Origin of the sequence: Mucilaginibacter sp. PAMC 26640 (assembly GCA_001596135.1) — a bacterium.
Taxonomy (GTDB): Bacteria; Bacteroidota; Bacteroidia; order Sphingobacteriales; family Sphingobacteriaceae; genus Mucilaginibacter.
The window spans coordinates 2332772-2349616 of the sequence record CP014773.1 but is presented as its reverse complement, the minus strand read 5'-3'; the positions used below and the strand labels follow the sequence as shown (position 1 = coordinate 2349616).

The 16845-nt window shown below is 43.5% G+C and carries 9 protein-coding genes and 1 pseudogene; 7 read left to right on the top strand and 3 right to left on the bottom strand.

What is annotated here, in order from left to right:
- Nucleotides 1–94 precede the first annotated feature (94 nt).
- Entirely contained in the window at nt 95–415 is a 321-nt protein-coding gene (locus A0256_10195; GenBank protein AMR31765.1) for a thiol reductase thioredoxin, read from the bottom strand.
- A 563-nt stretch (nt 416–978) separates the two neighbouring features.
- On the opposite strand from A0256_10195, the gene A0256_10190 reads away from it, so the two are divergent.
- Both A0256_10190 and A0256_10185 read left to right on the top strand, forming a co-directional pair.
- Nucleotides 979–1182, top strand: a complete 204-nt coding sequence (locus A0256_10190) for a hypothetical protein (protein ID AMR31764.1) — start codon at nt 979–981, stop codon at nt 1180–1182.
- A pseudogene (locus A0256_10185) lies at nt 1172–1505 on the top strand (hypothetical protein). Before A0256_10190 ends, A0256_10185 begins: the two are co-directional and overlap by 11 nt.
- 13 nt (nt 1506–1518) lie before the next feature.
- Here A0256_10185 and A0256_10180 read toward each other — a convergent pair.
- On the bottom strand, nt 1519–5109 hold the full coding sequence (locus tag A0256_10180) for a DNA polymerase III subunit alpha (GenBank protein AMR31763.1): 3591 nt from the start codon (nt 5107–5109) through the stop codon (nt 1519–1521).
- Between the two features lie 302 nt (nt 5110–5411).
- Here A0256_10180 and A0256_10175 point away from each other — a divergent pair, with 302 nt between their 5' ends.
- The 3 genes from A0256_10175 (at nt 5412) to A0256_10165 (ending at nt 13286) form a co-directional block, all read left to right on the top strand.
- Nucleotides 5412–10535 (top strand): hypothetical protein, encoded by a 5124-nt coding sequence (locus tag A0256_10175; GenBank protein ID AMR31762.1) that lies wholly within the window; start codon nt 5412–5414, stop codon nt 10533–10535.
- On the top strand, nt 10532–12790 hold the full coding sequence (locus tag A0256_10170) for a hypothetical protein (protein AMR31761.1): 2259 nt from the start codon (nt 10532–10534) through the stop codon (nt 12788–12790). The genes A0256_10175 and A0256_10170 overlap by 4 nt, the downstream gene beginning before the upstream one ends.
- A 70-nt stretch (nt 12791–12860) precedes the next feature.
- The gene (locus A0256_10165) at nt 12861–13286 is read left to right on the top strand and encodes a clan AA aspartic protease (protein ID AMR31760.1); all 426 of its coding nucleotides are present in this window, start codon (nt 12861–12863) and stop codon (nt 13284–13286) included.
- A gap of 175 nt (nt 13287–13461) precedes the next feature.
- On the opposite strand, the gene gyrB is transcribed toward A0256_10165, so the two are convergent.
- Nucleotides 13462–15420 (bottom strand): DNA topoisomerase IV subunit B, encoded by a 1959-nt coding sequence (gene gyrB, locus A0256_10160; protein ID AMR31759.1) that lies wholly within the window; start codon nt 15418–15420, stop codon nt 13462–13464.
- A 255-nt stretch (nt 15421–15675) separates the two neighbouring features.
- Between gyrB and A0256_10155 the strand changes: the two genes are divergently transcribed.
- Nucleotides 15676–16275 carry an outer membrane chaperone Skp gene (locus A0256_10155; protein AMR31758.1) on the top strand — a complete coding sequence of 200 codons (600 nt, stop codon included), beginning with the start codon at nt 15676–15678 and terminating at the stop codon, nt 16273–16275.
- A gap of 99 nt (nt 16276–16374) precedes the next feature.
- Nucleotides 16375–16845, top strand: coding sequence for a tRNA-specific adenosine deaminase (locus tag A0256_10150; protein AMR31757.1), 471 nt, complete (start codon nt 16375–16377; stop codon nt 16843–16845).

Below are 16845 nucleotides of genomic sequence, written 5' to 3'. Positions count from 1 at the left end.
TATAGTGCTGTTACCATTAGTCTTTCAGCTTTTCGCCAAACAAAAAGGGCTTCGATATAAAATCGAAGCCCTTTTTATTAATATGTTTTAATGCTTATGCTAATTGTTTAGCCAGTTTATCAGCTAATACTGATTTTGGTACAGCACCGATTTGTTTGTCTACAATCTCGCCGTTCTTAAAGAATAATAAGGCCGGGATATTACGGATACCATATTTAATAGAAATCCCCGAGTTAAGGTCGACATTTACTTTGCCTACAACGGCTTTGCCATCGTATTCTTTAGCAAGCTCTTCCACTACCGGGCCAACCATTCTACACGGACCGCACCACTCTGCCCAAAAATCTACAAGTACCGGTTTATCCGATTTAAGAACAAGTTCTTCGAAGTTTGCATCAGTTATTTCTAAAGCCATGATATTTTTTATTTTAATTTTTAATGTACAAATATAGAGTATTCAAATAGCTTGCCACAAGTTGCTGTATGACAATGTGACAATTATATTAACAATATGGATAAGAATGACAGACGTAAAATAAATGGATAGTGTAATTATAAATTTACCGAATTACGGCTTGTATGAAAACAGCATTAACCCTCACCTCTTTTCCAACGATCTCTAATACGATAAAAAAGGGAAATACATTTACCCGGGCGAATCGAAATTCTTCAAAAAACTTTACAGGGTATAAAAGAGGCTTTTTAAATATTGACAAGTTTATGCAATACGCGGCTTTGGAATTATCCACCTAACCTTCTTGCCATTGCTTGTACCAATCCGACGATTTTCGGGTCATAATCGGCACTTTTAATAACGAAATGATACATTGCTTGAATTTCTCTTTTTAATCTGAAAGGTGTTTCTTTTAGTTGCTCTAATTTTTTCATCTATGCTATAAAAATAGCATAACTGTTTCTTTAAATTATGATGCTGAAGATAATTCTAATCTTTATCATATTTGTTAAAAGCGAATTCCAATGACTACACTCCAAATTTCCATACCCGACAAAAAAGAAAAAGCAGTTAGGATATTATTGAAAGAATTAGGCGTATCGGTAAAAAAAATCGACTCGAAAAACGAACTAATATCAAAAATTAAAGAGGCGGTTAAAGAATTAAATGAGGTAAAATCAGGCAACGCCGAAGCCAATGATTTTGATGATCTGATAAATGAATTATAGGATAAAAGCCGTTGCGAGTTTTGAAAAGGACATTAAACGATTAAGTAAAAAGTACAAATCGCTAAAATCAGATTTATTAAAACTAAAGACGCAATTACTAGAAAATCCTAGGTCTGGCCTATCTTTAGGCAACTCATGCTATAAACTACGCTTTTCGATAACCAGCAAGAACAAAGGCAAAAGCGGTGGTGCCAGGATAGTTACTCACATCAGTAATAAACAATGACGAGGACGTTATTTATCTGCTCGCCATATTCGACAAATCCGAACAGGCAAATATTACAGACAAGCAAATACTAATTCTGCTGAATAGCATAAAATAGTTCACACCCTCTCCTAAGCCAACACCGCCGCCACATTAGTTAATGTATAGATCTCTGCCATCAGATCATCTGTAGGGCTTACCTTGTGCGATTTGGACGAAAGGTTCACATACATTGAATCTTCCCCATCATTGATCTTGAATTTAAGCGAACAACTCTTGGCCGGGTACTTTTCGTTATTGGTGCTAACCAATTGCAGCAGGCTATCCACCAGCTGATTATTCAGCGCCTTTACATCCAAGCTAACGGTGATAGATTTGGTAAGCCTGTCCCGCATCTCGGAGAGCAAAGACATCACCGTTACTTTGATATCCCAGTTATCTTTTTGTCTGTATTTTTCCTCTATCAGACCTTTAATGTGCAGAAAATACCCATCTACCATCAGGTTACGGAACTTCACGTAGTCCTCCCCAAAAAATGCAAACTCGTAAGATTCATTGTAATCTTCCAGCACAAAGGTGCCAAACGGCTTACCCATTTTGGTCATTTTATGCTGTACATTACCCACCAGACCACCTATACAGATCTCCCCGCGTTTGCGCAGGTTGGCCAGGTTAGCCATTACCTCTTCACCGCCCTCGCCCGAGCGCGCTTTTTGAACATCTTTCAACTCGCTAATGGTAGTATTACAATATTTTTCCAGCTCCAGTTTGTAATTATCCAGCGGATGGCCGGTAAGATAAATGCCGATCACATCCTTCTCGTACTTCAGTTTTTCTATCAGCGGCCACTCGTCTGCCTCGGGCATGGTTGGCTCAGGAATATAGGACGCCACCGAGCCCCCAAACAGGGAAGACTGTGAACTATTTTTTGTGTTCTGATAATCGTTACTGTATTTAATTAGCCGCTCTACGCCTGTAAGCAAGCCGTTTTCGGTTTTGGCGAAGAACTGTGCACGGTTTAAGCCAAACTCATCAAATGCACCGCCATAAACCAGGTTCTCGTATGATTTCCGGTTCACCGACCTTGTGTTTGATCGCTGTGCAAAATCATAAACACTTTGGTAAGGACCACGTTCGTTACGCTCCTCAATAATACTTTCAACTGCTTTTTCACCTACACCTTTAACACCCGCCAATCCAAAACGGATTACGCCTTTTTTACTGGCCGCAAAAGCCAGGGCACTTTCGTTAACATCCGGCCCAAGAACTTCCAGGCCCATACGGCGGCATTCTTCCATAAAGAAGGTGATCTTCTCCATGTTGTTCTGGTTATTCAATACTGCCGACATATATTCTGCCGGATAATGCGCTTTTAAAAAGGCCGTTTGATACGCCACGAAAGCATAACAGGTTGAGTGCGATTTATTGAAGGCATACTGGGCGAAAGCCTTCCAGTCGTTCCAGATCTTGGTAAGCTTATCTTTAGCATGCCCCTTTGCAATCGCCCCATCCATAAACTGCGACTCCATTTTATTGAGGATCTCGATCTGCTTTTTACCCATCGCTTTCCGCAAAACGTCGGCATCTCCTTTACTAAAGCCTGCTAATTTTTGCGAAAGAAGCATCACCTGCTCCTGGTAAACCGTAATACCATAGGTTTCGCCCAGGTATTCTTCCATATCTGCCAAATCGAATACAATTGGTTCCTGGCCATGCTTACGCTTGATAAAGTTTGGGATATACTCAATTGGGCCCGGGCGATAAAGCGCGTTCATGGCAATCAGATCCTCGAATTTATCTGGCTTCAGATCGCGCAGGTACATTTGCATGCCATCGCTTTCAAACTGGAATGTACCGTTGGTATCCCCACGCTGATAAAGTTCATAGGTCTTCTGGTCGTCGAGCGGTATATAATCTATATCGATGGTTACGTCATGATTCAGCTTGATCATCCGCAAGGCATCCTTTATAATGGTCAGGGTTTTCAGGCCCAAAAAGTCCATCTTAATTACCCCGGCATCCTCAATTACCCTACCGTCATACTGGGTAACCAGCAAATCAGAGTCCTTAGCGGTTGCCACCGGTACAATCTCCGTTAAATCATAAGGGGCGATAATTATCCCCGCCGCATGCACACCTGTATTACGCACAGACCCTTCCAGCTTTTCTGCTTCGCGCAGCACAATACCTTTCAAATCAGTTGATTTATAGATCGCTTGCAATTCGGGCACCTGTTCAATAGCTGTCTTCAGGTTAATTCCCAACGTATCCGGCACCAGTTTTTTCAACGCATTTACATCAGATAAGGGCATATCCAATACGCGGCCCACATCCTGTATGCTGGTACGGGCAGCCATTGAGCCGTAAGTGATGATTTGCGCCACCTGGTTTTTACCGTATTTATCAACCACATAGTCGATTACCTTCTGGCGGCCGGCATCATCAAAGTCCGTATCAATATCGGGCATCGATTTACGATCGGGGTTAAGGAAACGCTCGAACAGGAGATTATACTTCAGCGGATCGATATTGGTGATACCCGTACAATAGGCCACTACCGACCCTGCAGCGGAACCACGGCCCGGACCAATAAATACCCCCATATCACGCCCGGCGCGGATGAAATCGGCCACGATTAAAAAGTAACCGGCAAAACCCATTGTGCGGATGGTAAAAAGCTCGAAATTGATGCGCTCCTCGGCTTCCGGGCTGATATCTATGTAACGTTCCTTGGCGCCTTTAAAGGTGAGGTGCTTGAGATACTCCCATTGGTTAAGGGTATCCGCATCCGGTGTCATATCACTATGGATCTTGAATTCGGGCGGGATAACGTAGTTAGGCAGCAGGATGTCGCGTTTAAGCTTCAGCACATCCACCTTATCTACAATTTCCTGGGTATTATCCAATGACTCGGGCATGTCATGAAACACCTTGCCCATTTCGTCCTTGGTCTTGAAATAAAACTGATCGTTGGTAAAACCAAAACGATATCCCTTGCCACCTTCTTCATCGGTAGCAATGGGGGTGCTCTGCAAATCGCCGGTATTTACGCAAAGCAAAATATCATGTGCGTTGGAATCCTGCTGATCCACGTAATGTGAATCGTTGGAGCAGATCACCTTAACGTTGTATTTCTTGGCAAATTTGGCTAACACAATATTTACAATGTCCTGGTCGGGGATGTCGTGCCGCTGCATTTCGATGTAAAAATCCTCACCGAATAAATCCAGCCACCATTTAAATTCAATTTCTGCAGCAGCTTCGCCATCGCGCAAAATAGCCTGTGGAACAGATGCGCCCAGGCAGCAAGTAGTAGCAATGATACCTTTATGATACTTCAAGATCAGTTCCTTATCTATCCGGGGCCACTTACTGTACAGGCCCTCTATATAGCCTAATGAACAGAGTTTAATGAGGTTTTGGTAACCTTCCGCATTCTTCGCCAGCATAAGCTGGTGATAACGTTTATCTTTCTTTTCTTTGGTAAATTGCTTTTTATGTCTGTCGTCTACTACGTAAAACTCGCAGCCAACAATCGGTTTAATACCGTGTTTACCCGCTTCGGCCACAAATTTAAACGCGCCGAACATGTTACCATGATCGGTTATCGCCAGGGCTTTCATTCCATCCGCAGCGGCCTTTTTATAGAGCTTTGTAATATCGGCTGCCCCATCAAGTAAAGAAAATTGGGTATGAACGTGTAAGTGCGAAAAATCGGGCATAATGAATCTGTCTCTCTAAATCGTGTAGCTTACAAATTTACCAAAAAACAAAAACGGTGGCCAACAAAAACAATTATTAGATTTCCACAGCCATTATTTTACATTACATTGTTCATTTAAAATCTGTGGCATACTTTTTCGGTAAAAATAAATTAATACATAGCTGCAGCTATCGAATATTTCTGTGCATTTCCGGTCAATTCTGCAAACATTAGCTATAGCAGGGTGTTTAGCCCTGTATTCGGAAGCACTTAGCATATTAAATGTACAACTACAGGTAGTAACTCTTAACCTTTACAAATTTGGAACGATTTGGACGTATAGCCCTCAAAACAATACTTTGGATAATTGCAAGTGTCATTTTTTTGATATTGCTTGTAGTTATTTTAATACAGGTACCCGCCGTGCAGAATTTTGCAAAGGATAAAGCGGTTACTTTTCTTCAGAATAAAATTCACACTAAGGTGGAGATCGGTCATATCAGCCTTGGCCTGCCGAAGCTGTTGGTGCTGGAAAACGTTTATTTTGAGGATCAGAAAAAAGATACACTTATTGCCGGTGAAAAACTTAAGGTTGATATCACCCTGCTCAAACTATTGAAAAATAAGGTAGAGATCAACGAGATTAACCTGGAAGGAATTACCGCCAAGATCAGCCGTGGTCCGGATAGCCTTTTCAACTTTGATTACATTATCAAAGCCTTCGCAGGTGAGCAGAAGAAAGAGCCGAAACCAACTGACACCGCTGCTGCCATGCAATTCTCGGTAGATAAGATCATATTAGACAAGATTAATGTGGCCTACAAAGATGCCACTACTGGTAACGATGTGAAATTCCTGTTGGGCCATTTTGATACACGGATAAAGGATTTCGACTTGGATAAGATGAAATTCACTATCCCTAAGATTAACTTGAGTGGTGTCAACGCGCGTATCATTCAAACTCTGGCGGGTTCCTCCATAGCGCAAACAGCTGCCGTTGACACTGCGGTGAAACCATTAAACATGGATCTAAGCCTCGGAGAGATCAATGTAGATAAGGTGAAAGTTGATTATCGCAGCAATGAGATGAGTGCCAAAGTTGACCTGGGCAAGTTCCTGGTGAACATGGATAAGATTGACTTAAAGAACCAGTTTGTGGGGGTTAAATCTATCAACCTGGATGATACGAAGGCTGCCCTTACTTTTGCCAAGCCTAAAACAGTGGTGAAAGCTGCCGTACAGGCCGTTAAAAAACTTGATACACTAGTATCAGCAAAACAAACAGCAAAAGGTTGGACGGCTGCTCTCGGTACTATTAAACTGGTTAATGACGATATTAAGTTTGATAATGACGCACAGGCTCCTGTTAAACGCGGTCTGGATTTTGCGCATATGCACATCCAAAACCTTAATACTGATATAGAGAACCTGAAATATAATCCGGATAGCCTTTCTGGCCGGGTAAACACTTTTACTTTTAATGAGAAAAGCGGCTTAAAGATCAATTCCTTCCACACCAATTTCTTTTATGGTGCTAAGGGAGCTTATCTGAAAGACTTGCTTTTGGAGACCCCGCAATCGGTTATTCAAAAAGAGCTGGTTGTTGGTTACCCTTCTATCGAATCGCTCACTAAAAACCTGGGCGCATTAAGCATTAATGCAAACCTGGATGGCAGCAAATTAAGTTTAAAAGATATTTTACTGCTGATGCCAACAATGGCATCTATGGAGCCATTTAAATCATCCCCAAATACCGTTTTAAAGATCAATGGCCGTGTAAACGGAACCGTTGCCAATCTGCGCATACCCAGCCTGGAGCTGAGCGGCTTCGGCAATACCTACGTTAAAGCATCTGCAGTTGCTAAAGGATTACCAGATGTGAATAAAGCTTACATCGATCTTAACATAAACGACTTCCGCACCAGCAGGAGTGATATTTTGCGCCTGGTACCCAAAGGTACCATCCCGCCAAATGTGAGTATCCCCGAAAACATGGATCTGAAAGGGACCTTTAAGGGAACCATGAAAAACTTTAGCACCAAAATGAACCTGCGCAGCAGCTATGGCGCGGTTGATTTAGTGGCTGCCTTGAAGAGTGGTGCCCGCAAAGGCAGCGAGACCTATACCGCCAACGTAAAGGCCAACAATCTTAATGTTGGGGCCTTAACCAAACAGCCGCAAATGGTGGGAATGGTTAGCATGACGGCTAACATCAGCGGCGCCGGGCTCGATCCTAAGACTGCCAGCCTAAAGTTCAACGGCAACGTGGCCAGCGCTTACGTTAAGGGGTATAATTATAAAAACCTTGTGGTCAAAGGAACAGCGCGTAACGGTAGTTATGTGGCTAATGCCCGGATGATAGACCCTAACATTAACTTTAGTTTGGATGCCAAAGCTAATATGAACAAGAAATATCCGGCGGTTAATGCTACGCTGATGGTGGATAGCATAGACCTGCAGAAGCTTGGCTTTACTAAAACAGTAATGCGTTTCCACGGCAAGATAATGGCAGATGTACCAACCGCCGATCCGGATTATTTAAACGCCAACATCCTGGCTACAGAATTGCTGGTAAACAATGCGGGCACCCGAATTAACCTGGATACCGTAAGCCTGATCTCTACAGCCAATGCAGATAGCAGCAGCTTACGTCTAAAGACCCCGATGTTCTACGCGCACCTGGGTGGCAAATATAAATTGACGGAAATAGCGCCCGCAGTTACCGATGTGATCAATAAATATTACAATACCGCATTGGTAAGTAAAACCCCGGTAGCAAAAACGAAGTACTCACCGCAACAGTTTACATTCGATGCGCGCCTGGTGAAGACACCACTGGTTGAGAAATTCGTTCCTGATTTGAAACAATTGGACCCGGTATTATTGAACGGCCGGTTTAACAGTACCAGTGGCGAACTGGTAGTTAACGCATCCATACCCAAAGTAATCTACGGCACCAACACGATTAACAACGGTAAACTGGCTATTAATACGGGCAATAACGCGCTTAACTATAGCCTTACCCTTGATGAAGCCAAGGTGGGCTCATCACTGGATATTCTTTACCCTAGCATTACCGGCAGTGCCCAAAACAACCAGCTGGGCATTAGTTTGCAAGTGCGCGATGCGGCCAAAAAAGAACGTTACCGCGTAGCCGGTACCTTTAGTGTTACTCCAGACGTTTACCAGTTCAGCTTTTTGCAGGATGGCGTAATGCTGGATTATATGCCATGGGCGGTTAATCCAAATAACGCTTTACTGTATGGCAATAAAGGTGTTTTAGCCCGAAGCTTTAGCCTAACTAATAGTAACCAGGTACTGAGCATTAACAGTAATTCAGGTGAATTCAATTCGCCTATTACGGTTGATTTTAAGAACTTCAAAATAGAAACACTTACCAAAATGGCCAAGCAGGATACCCTGCAGGTTGGCGGCACAATCAATGGTAACGCGGTGGTGAGTAACTTCCAAAAATCGCCGGTATTTGAAGCTGCTATAAATGTTATCGACTTTAGTTTTAAGGGAGACACAGTAGGCAATATTGCGCTGAAGGTGAATAACCAAACAGCCAATGCCTACGCCGCGCAGATGAATATTACCGGTAAAGGCAATCAGGTGGATTTGAACGGTATGTATTATACCTTGCCAGAAAGTCGCTTTGATCTTAACCTGAATATTGTAAACCTGAATATGAAGAGTATTGAAGGCTTCAGCTTCGGCAGCATTCGCAATGCAAGTGGTAACATTACCGGTGCCCTTAAAGTAACTGGAACCACAACTGCACCGGCGGTACGGGGAAATATAAACTTCAACAAAGCTGCCTTCAATGTATCCATGCTGAACTCCTATTTTACAATGCCGCAGGAGAGCATCACCTTTAATGATGAAGGCATTCGCTTTAACGACTTTACCCTGGTAGATTCTACCGGCAATAAGGCTATCGTAACCGGATCTGTTTATACAAAAACATATACCGACTTTAAATTCGGGATGGATATCCGGATGAATAATTTCCGGGTGATCAACTCCACAAAAGCCGATAACCAGTTATTTTATGGTAAGCTGTTTATGGATGCCAATGTGAAAATTCGCGGGGATATGGTAAAGCCGGTGGTTGATGCTAACCTTACCGTTAACAAGCAAACTGATCTGACCATCGTGATACCTACTGCTGACCCCGGTGTAGAAGACCGGAAAGGCGTAGTGGAGTTTATAGATAAGGATGCACCGAAAATGGACTCGATGCTGCTGGCCAAACAACTTGATTCGTTAAAAAAATCTGAATTGACCGGCTTGGATGTGACTGCTACTGTAAACGTGGATAAGAATGCCAACTTCAATATTGTAGTGGATGAGCGCAACGGTGACATCGTGCATCTGAAAGGCGAAGCCCACCTTAGCGGTGGTATCGACCCAAGCGGGAAGACAAGCCTCACTGGAACCTATGTGGTTAACCAGGGCTCGTACAATTTATCATACGCCACCATTAGCCGTAAATTCAACTTTAAACAAGGCAGTACTATCACCTGGACGGGCGACCCAACCAGTGCTAACATTGACCTGACTGCGGTTTACGTAGCCAACGTCCCTCCTATCGATTTGGTTGCTAATCAGCTTTCGGATTCAAACTCCGGGTTGTACAAGCAAAAGTTGCCGTTCAACGTTAATCTGAACTTAAAGAATGAATTAATGAAACCTGATATCAGTTTTGATATCGTACTGCCGGATAGTAATTACAACGTTTCCAGCGATGTTACTACCATAGTAAATACGCGCCTATCGCAGATAAGGCAGGATCCTAATGAGATGAACAAACAGGTGCTGGGCGTATTGGCATTGGGCCACTTTATTGGTGATAACCCGTTACAAAGCCAAGGCGGCAGCGCTGGTGTAGAAGGTGCTATCCGGAGCAGCGTTAGTGGCTTGCTCACCGACCAATTGAATAATTTGGCGGGCAGCCTGATAACCGGGGTAGATTTAAACTTCGGCTTAACTTCAGGGCAGGACTATTCTACCGGCACGGCCCAAAACCGGACAGACCTGAATGTAGGACTTTCCAAACGATTCCTTAACGACAGGCTTACCGTATCTGTAGGTAATAACTTTAACCTGGAAGGTGCACAGGCAGGGCAAAAAACCTCTAACATTGCGGGCAATCTGTCAGTGAATTACAAACTCACAAAAGACGGCCGCTTTGCTATCCGCGCATATCGAAAAGATGAATATATCGTAATACAAGGGCAGGTGGTAGAAACGGGGCTGGCCTTTACGCTCACGGTAGACTATAATCGCTTCCGCGAAGTTTTCCGTAAACGCAGCCCCGAAGAACGGGCTATGCGCAAACGCTACCAGCAAGAACAAAAATTAAAAGACGAAAAAGAAAAAGCTTCGCAACAACAGGATAAAGACGAACGCGCTAAAACTCAGACCACAACTTTGCAATGATAAAACGACTAAAATATTTACTATTTATTACCGCATTTTTAACCGCTTGCAGCACTACCAAATACATCCCTCAAAACGAGAAATTGTATACAGGCAGCTCGGTTAAAGTGGTGGATAAGGATATTAAGAAAAGCGATGCGAAAGCGATAAGCGCGGAAATGAATGCGCTGGTTCGCCCTGCTCCTAATTCATCTATATTGGGGCTGAGAGCAAAACTTTGGTTCTATTACAAAACCAAAGCGCGCAAGGGTTTTATCCAAAAATTCTTCAGCAAGTTTGGCGAACCGCCTGTATTTGTAAGCCAGGTTGATTTGGCCAAGAACAGCAATATTATGCAGAACCGCCTGCAAAACGAGAGTTATTTTCAATCAACAGTAAGTGGTGATACGATAGGTAAAGACAGGACAGCCCGTGCCGAATTCACGGTTAATGCAGGTCCGTCTTACACTATCCGCAACATTACCTTCCCATTAGCTACAGATAATAGCCTGGATACCGCAGTGCTGGGCACGAAGAAACAAACGCTATTAAAAACCGGCGACAAATACAACCTGGATGTAATCAAATCCGAACGGATCAGAATAGATGCCAGGTTGAAAGAAAAAGGTTTTTTTTACTTCGCACCAGAGCAACTGATTATAAGGGTAGATAGTACGGTTGCAACTCACCAGGTTGACTTAACGGTACGGATAAAGCCAGAAACACCATCTCGCGCACGGGATATTTATTCTGTAAGAAACATTTACGTTTACCCAAACTACTCTTTGCGTGACACTACTCTAAAGTTAAATCAGTCGGAGTTTTACCGGTGGTACAACATTGTTGATCCGCGCAAAACGGTTAAGCCTTATATTTTCGCCAACACCGTATTGCTGCACCCTAACGATACTTACAGCCGCACAACGCATAACAACTCACTCAACAGATTTATTAACCTGGGCCCGTACCAATACGTAAAAAATAAATTTGAAGATGTAACGCCAGATTCTCCGAAACTGGACGTTTATTATTTCCTTACTCCCTACAAAAAGAAATCCTTACAGCTGGAACTATTGGGCCGTACCTCATCCGCAAGCTACACCGGATCACAGGTAAACCTAAGCTGGAGAAACCGTAATGCCTTTAAAGGTGGAGAATTACTAACCGTTACCTTATTTGCCAGTACTGATGTGCAGGTTGGTGGTACAGCGGGTGGCTTCAATGTGTTTCAGTACGGGATCCAGCCATCGCTTTCCTGGCCGAGAATCATTAGTCCGTTCAATTTCAAATCGGATAATGCCTATATCCCAAGGACTACGCTCACGCTAAACTACACTTCGGTTGTACGGAGTAAATTATATTCACTCAACTCATTCAGCGGATCATTTGGCTACAGTTTTAAAACCAATGTACATAAACTGAATGAACTTAACTTGCTGGAGATTACATATACTAAGCCCAGGAACGTAAGTCCGCTTTATACTGACAGTATTAACAATCCTAATAATCGGAATCCTGCACTAAAACACGTTATTGATCCGCAATTTACATGGGGACCAAGCTACGCTTATACCTATGACAATACTACCGAAGATTATCGTACCAACAGCCTTTTCTATCGTGGTAAATTGAGCTTATCCAACAATATTTATGGGCTGGTTACCGGTGCCGATACCTTAGGTGGAAAAGTCAAAACTTTATTCGGAACACCATTTAATCAATATCTAAAGCTTGAAAATGAGATCCGCTTTTTCCATAAGCTGGGCCTGGGCAGCAAGTTTGCAGCACGGTTCCTGGTAGGGCTGGGATTGCCTTATGGTAATTCAACTATTCTGCCATACAGCCAACAGTTCTTCATCGGCGGCCCGAATAGTTTAAGAGGTTTCCGTGCCAGGTCAATCGGGCCGGGCAGTGTTGATGCAACTGCACTGAATGGCGGTTTTATTGCAGATCAGTCGGGCGATATAAAACTGGAAGCTAATTTAGAATACCGGGTGAAATTATTCAGTATTGTTTACGGTGCTTTGTTTACCGATGCCGGTAACGTTTGGAACGCCAAGACACACCAGGCGGGCGGTACTTTCGGGCCTAAATTTTACCAGCAATTAGCTGCCGACGTGGGCTTTGGTTTGCGTTTTGACGCAACGGTATTGGTGCTGCGTACCGATCTGGGTTTCCCGGTATTAGTCCCATACTCAAACAACGGTGCATCTCGCTCGGTTAGCCCTAGCTTTAATAATGCAATTTTGAATATTGCTATTGGGTATCCGTTTTAATCAATAAATGAGTTAGTGATTTAGTGAAATATTGATTAAAGTATAAAGTCTGTTGCAACAGCATAATCTGATGGCTAAGATCACCGTACCGCTGCAAATGATAGATCTGCATGATGATGGCTATCATCCCCTGCTGGATATTCAACTTTTTAACAAGCCATTTAAAGTGGTGCTGGATACGGGTGCCTCGCGTACGGCCTTCGATCGTCAATTGTTGCTGGCTGCAAATGAAGCTACTGATATCATTGCCAGCGAACGCCTCTCTACCGGATTGGGAACCAATAGTATGCAGTCCGCCACTGCATTGTTAAACAATGTATGGATTGGTAGCTTGCTAATTCCCGAACTGGAAGTGGCCGTGCTTGACCTATCCTCCATCAATATTGCTTACAGGCAGTTGGGCCATCCCGAAGTGTTAGGGGTGATTGGCAGTGATATATTAATGAGATACAAAGCGGTGATTGACTTTGGGAAACAGGTGCTGATATTGAAGTAAGGTTGGAAGCGATACACCTGATATCGAATTGAACGAAATTCCGGGATGGGTGAAATATGCTAATTCAAAGAGTCAAAGCAAATCTACCTAATCACTAAAGTCAAACCCAACCCCACAAAAAAGCCCCGCTCAACGAACGGGGCCAATAACAAATTTCACAACATCTGGATATTGCTTATATATCGATACGTGCGTATTTAGCATTTTTCTCAATAAACTCGCGGCGTGGGGCAACTTCATCACCCATCAGCATACTGAAAGTATGGTCGCACTCGGCGGCGTTTTCTATACTAACTTTTTTAAGGGTACGGTTAGCCGGGTTCATGGTGGTATCCCATAATTGTTCAGCGTTCATTTCACCCAAACCTTTGTAACGTTGTATATGAACGCTATCTTCCTTACCGGCACCTTTAAGGCGTTGTACAGCCGTATCGCGTTGCTCATCATTCCAGCAGTATTCAAACTCTTTACCTTTTTTAACCTGGTAAAGCGGTGGCGATGCAATGTAAATGTAGCCGTACTCAATCAGTTCCTTCATATAACGGAAGAAGAACGTTAAGATCAGCGTTGTAATGTGCGATCCATCCACGTCCGCATCCGTCATTACCACAATTTTATGGTAGCGAAGTTTCGCCATATTAAGTGCCTTGGCATCTTCCGCAGTGCCTATGCTTACACCCAGGCCGGTAAACATGTTCTTTATTTCCTCGTTCTCGTAAATCTTATGCTCCATAGCTTTCTCCACGTTCAGGATTTTACCACGTAAGGGTAGTATCGCCTGGAATTCGCGGTTACGGCCTTGTTTAGCTGTACCACCCGCCGAGTCACCCTCTACCAGGTATAATTCGCATAAAGCAGGGTCGTTGTTGGCACAATCAGATAGCTTGCCCGGTAATCCGGAACCACTCATTACGCTCTTACGCTGTACCATCTCGCGCGCCTTACGGGCCGCCGCGCGTGCTGTGGCTGCTAAGATCACCTTCTGAACAATCATCTTAGCCTCCCTGGGATTTTCTTCCAGGTAATTGCCTAAGATTTCGCCTACTGCAATGTTAACTGCACCGCTCACCTCGCTGTTACCCAGTTTGGTTTTGGTTTGGCCTTCAAACTGCGGCTCCTGAACTTTTACCGAGATAACAGCGGTCAATCCTTCACGGAAGTCGTCACCGGTAATATCGATTTTCACATTCTTCAGCAAACCTTCCTTATCGGCATAAGCCTTTAAAGTACGGGTTAGGCCCATCCTGAAACCGGCAACGTGGGTACCGCCTTCAATGGTGTTAATATTGTTTACATACGAGTGCACGTTCTCGGTGTAGGTATCATTGTATTGCAAAGCAAGTTCAACGGGGATGCCGTTTTTAACACCCTCCAGGTAAATCGGCTCGGGGATGATCGCTACACGGGTACCATCCAGGTATTTTACAAATTCCTTTAAACCACCTTCAGAGAAGAATTCTTCCATCGGGAAAGTACCATCTTCGTTAGGCTCGCGCTCATCTGTAAGTGTTAATCGGATGCCTTTATTTAAGAAAGCCAGCTCACGTAAACGGGTAGCCAGTGTCTCAAATTTGTACTCGGTAGTGGTCGTAAAAATTTCCGAATCCGGTTGGAAAGTTTGGGTAGTACCTGTTTTGTCAGATACACCGATTTCTTTTACCGGGAACAGCGGCTTACCACGTTCGTACTCCTGCGTAAAAATTTTGCCTTCGCGGTAAACTACCGTTTTCAAGTGGATAGATAGTGCGTTTACGCAACTTACCCCTACACCGTGCAAACCACCCGATACTTTGTAAGTATCCTTATCAAATTTACCTCCGGCGTGCAGCACCGTCATTACAATTTCAAGGGCTGATTTTTGCTCCTTGGTATTGATACCTGTGGGGATCCCGCGGCCGTTATCCACAACCGTAATGGAGTTTCCCTTATGAATAGTAACGTTGATGGTGTCGCAATAACCGGCGAGGGCCTCATCTATGGAGTTATCTACAACTTCGTAAACCAAGTGGTGAAGGCCTTTTACGCCTGTATCACCTATGTACATCGAAGGCCTTTTACGTACGGCCTCTAAACCCTCTAAAACCTGTATATTATCCGCTGAATAATTCGATTTGTCCTGATTTTCTTCGCTCATAATTTATCTAAAACAATAACACACTCCGGGTGGAGCTCTAATGCAAAAATACGATTTTAATACCACATATCAACCATACCAAAGCCTGTAAGCTAACCATTTCGCCCTGCTTATCCCCTGTTTTTTTCAACATCATTTCCTCAAACTTTACATCGGTAAATTTGCATATTGATACATCGCTGCATTTATACTTCCGCATTAGGAAACTTGTTGCGAAAGTTTATCTTTGTCAAAATTTTTTTTAGAGAAAACAGAATGAAAATCAACGCGTCAATCGTTACCAAATCAGTTTTAGCATTAGCCATTGCCGCTGGTGTTACTGCATGTAACCAAAACAAGCCTGCTGATAAACCAGCTGCTGCAACTGCAACAACTGCTGCTGCCGGAACCCCTGAAATAGTTTACATTAACCAGGATTCCATTATTGCTAAATACGATTACATCAAGGATATGAATAAACGCCTTGAAGATAAAGGCAAAGCTGCACAAAGTGATGTTAGTTCACGCCAGCAGGCTATTCAGCGTGAAGTTGCCGAATACCAAAAAGCTGCTGCTACCATGGCGGCAGACCAGCGCCAGGCCACAGAGCAGCGCCTGCAAAAAAAAGGACAAGAGTTTCAGCAATACCAGCAAAATGCCGGTGCTGAGGTTCAGAACCTGCAATACAGCGAACAGGCTAAATTGTATGACAAACTGATTGACTTCACAAAATCATTCGCTAAAGAAAAAGGCTACAAAATGGTATTAACTTTCCAGAAAGGTAATACTAATATGCTGTTTGGTGATCCAAGCCTTGATGTAACTACAGAAGTAATTAAAAGATTAAACGAAGCTTACGCTAAGGATAAAAAATAAAATGTGCAAATTTCAAATGTGCGGATGTGCAGCTGAAATAAAAAAGTTATAATTGAAACCCCGGCCTTTGGTTGGGGTTTTTTATTGAAAATAAGCGTTATGACGAACGAACAATTTATGCAGATGGCTATCGATCTGTCGGAATATAATGTAAAGCAGGGACTAGGCGGCCCCTTTGGTGCCGTTATTGTTAAAGATGGTATGGTGGTAGCCCGAAGTGCTAACAAGGTAGTGCCTTCTAACGACCCGACCGCACATGCCGAAGTATCGGTGATTCGACTGGCCTGCCAGGAGTTGGGTACTTTTAACCTGGAGGGGTGCGAGATCTACACCAGCTGTGAACCCTGCCCAATGTGCCTTGGTGCTATCTACTGGGCGCGGATCAGTAAAGTGTACTATGCCAATACAAAAGCCGACGCCGCAGCGATAGGCTTTGACGACCACTTTATTTATGATGAACTGGAGTTACCTATGGAGCAGCGAAAAATGCCCTTTACCCAGCTGATGCGCAGTGATGCACAACCTGCCTTTAAGCTTTGGGAAGCCGTTGAAAATAAAACGGAGTACTAA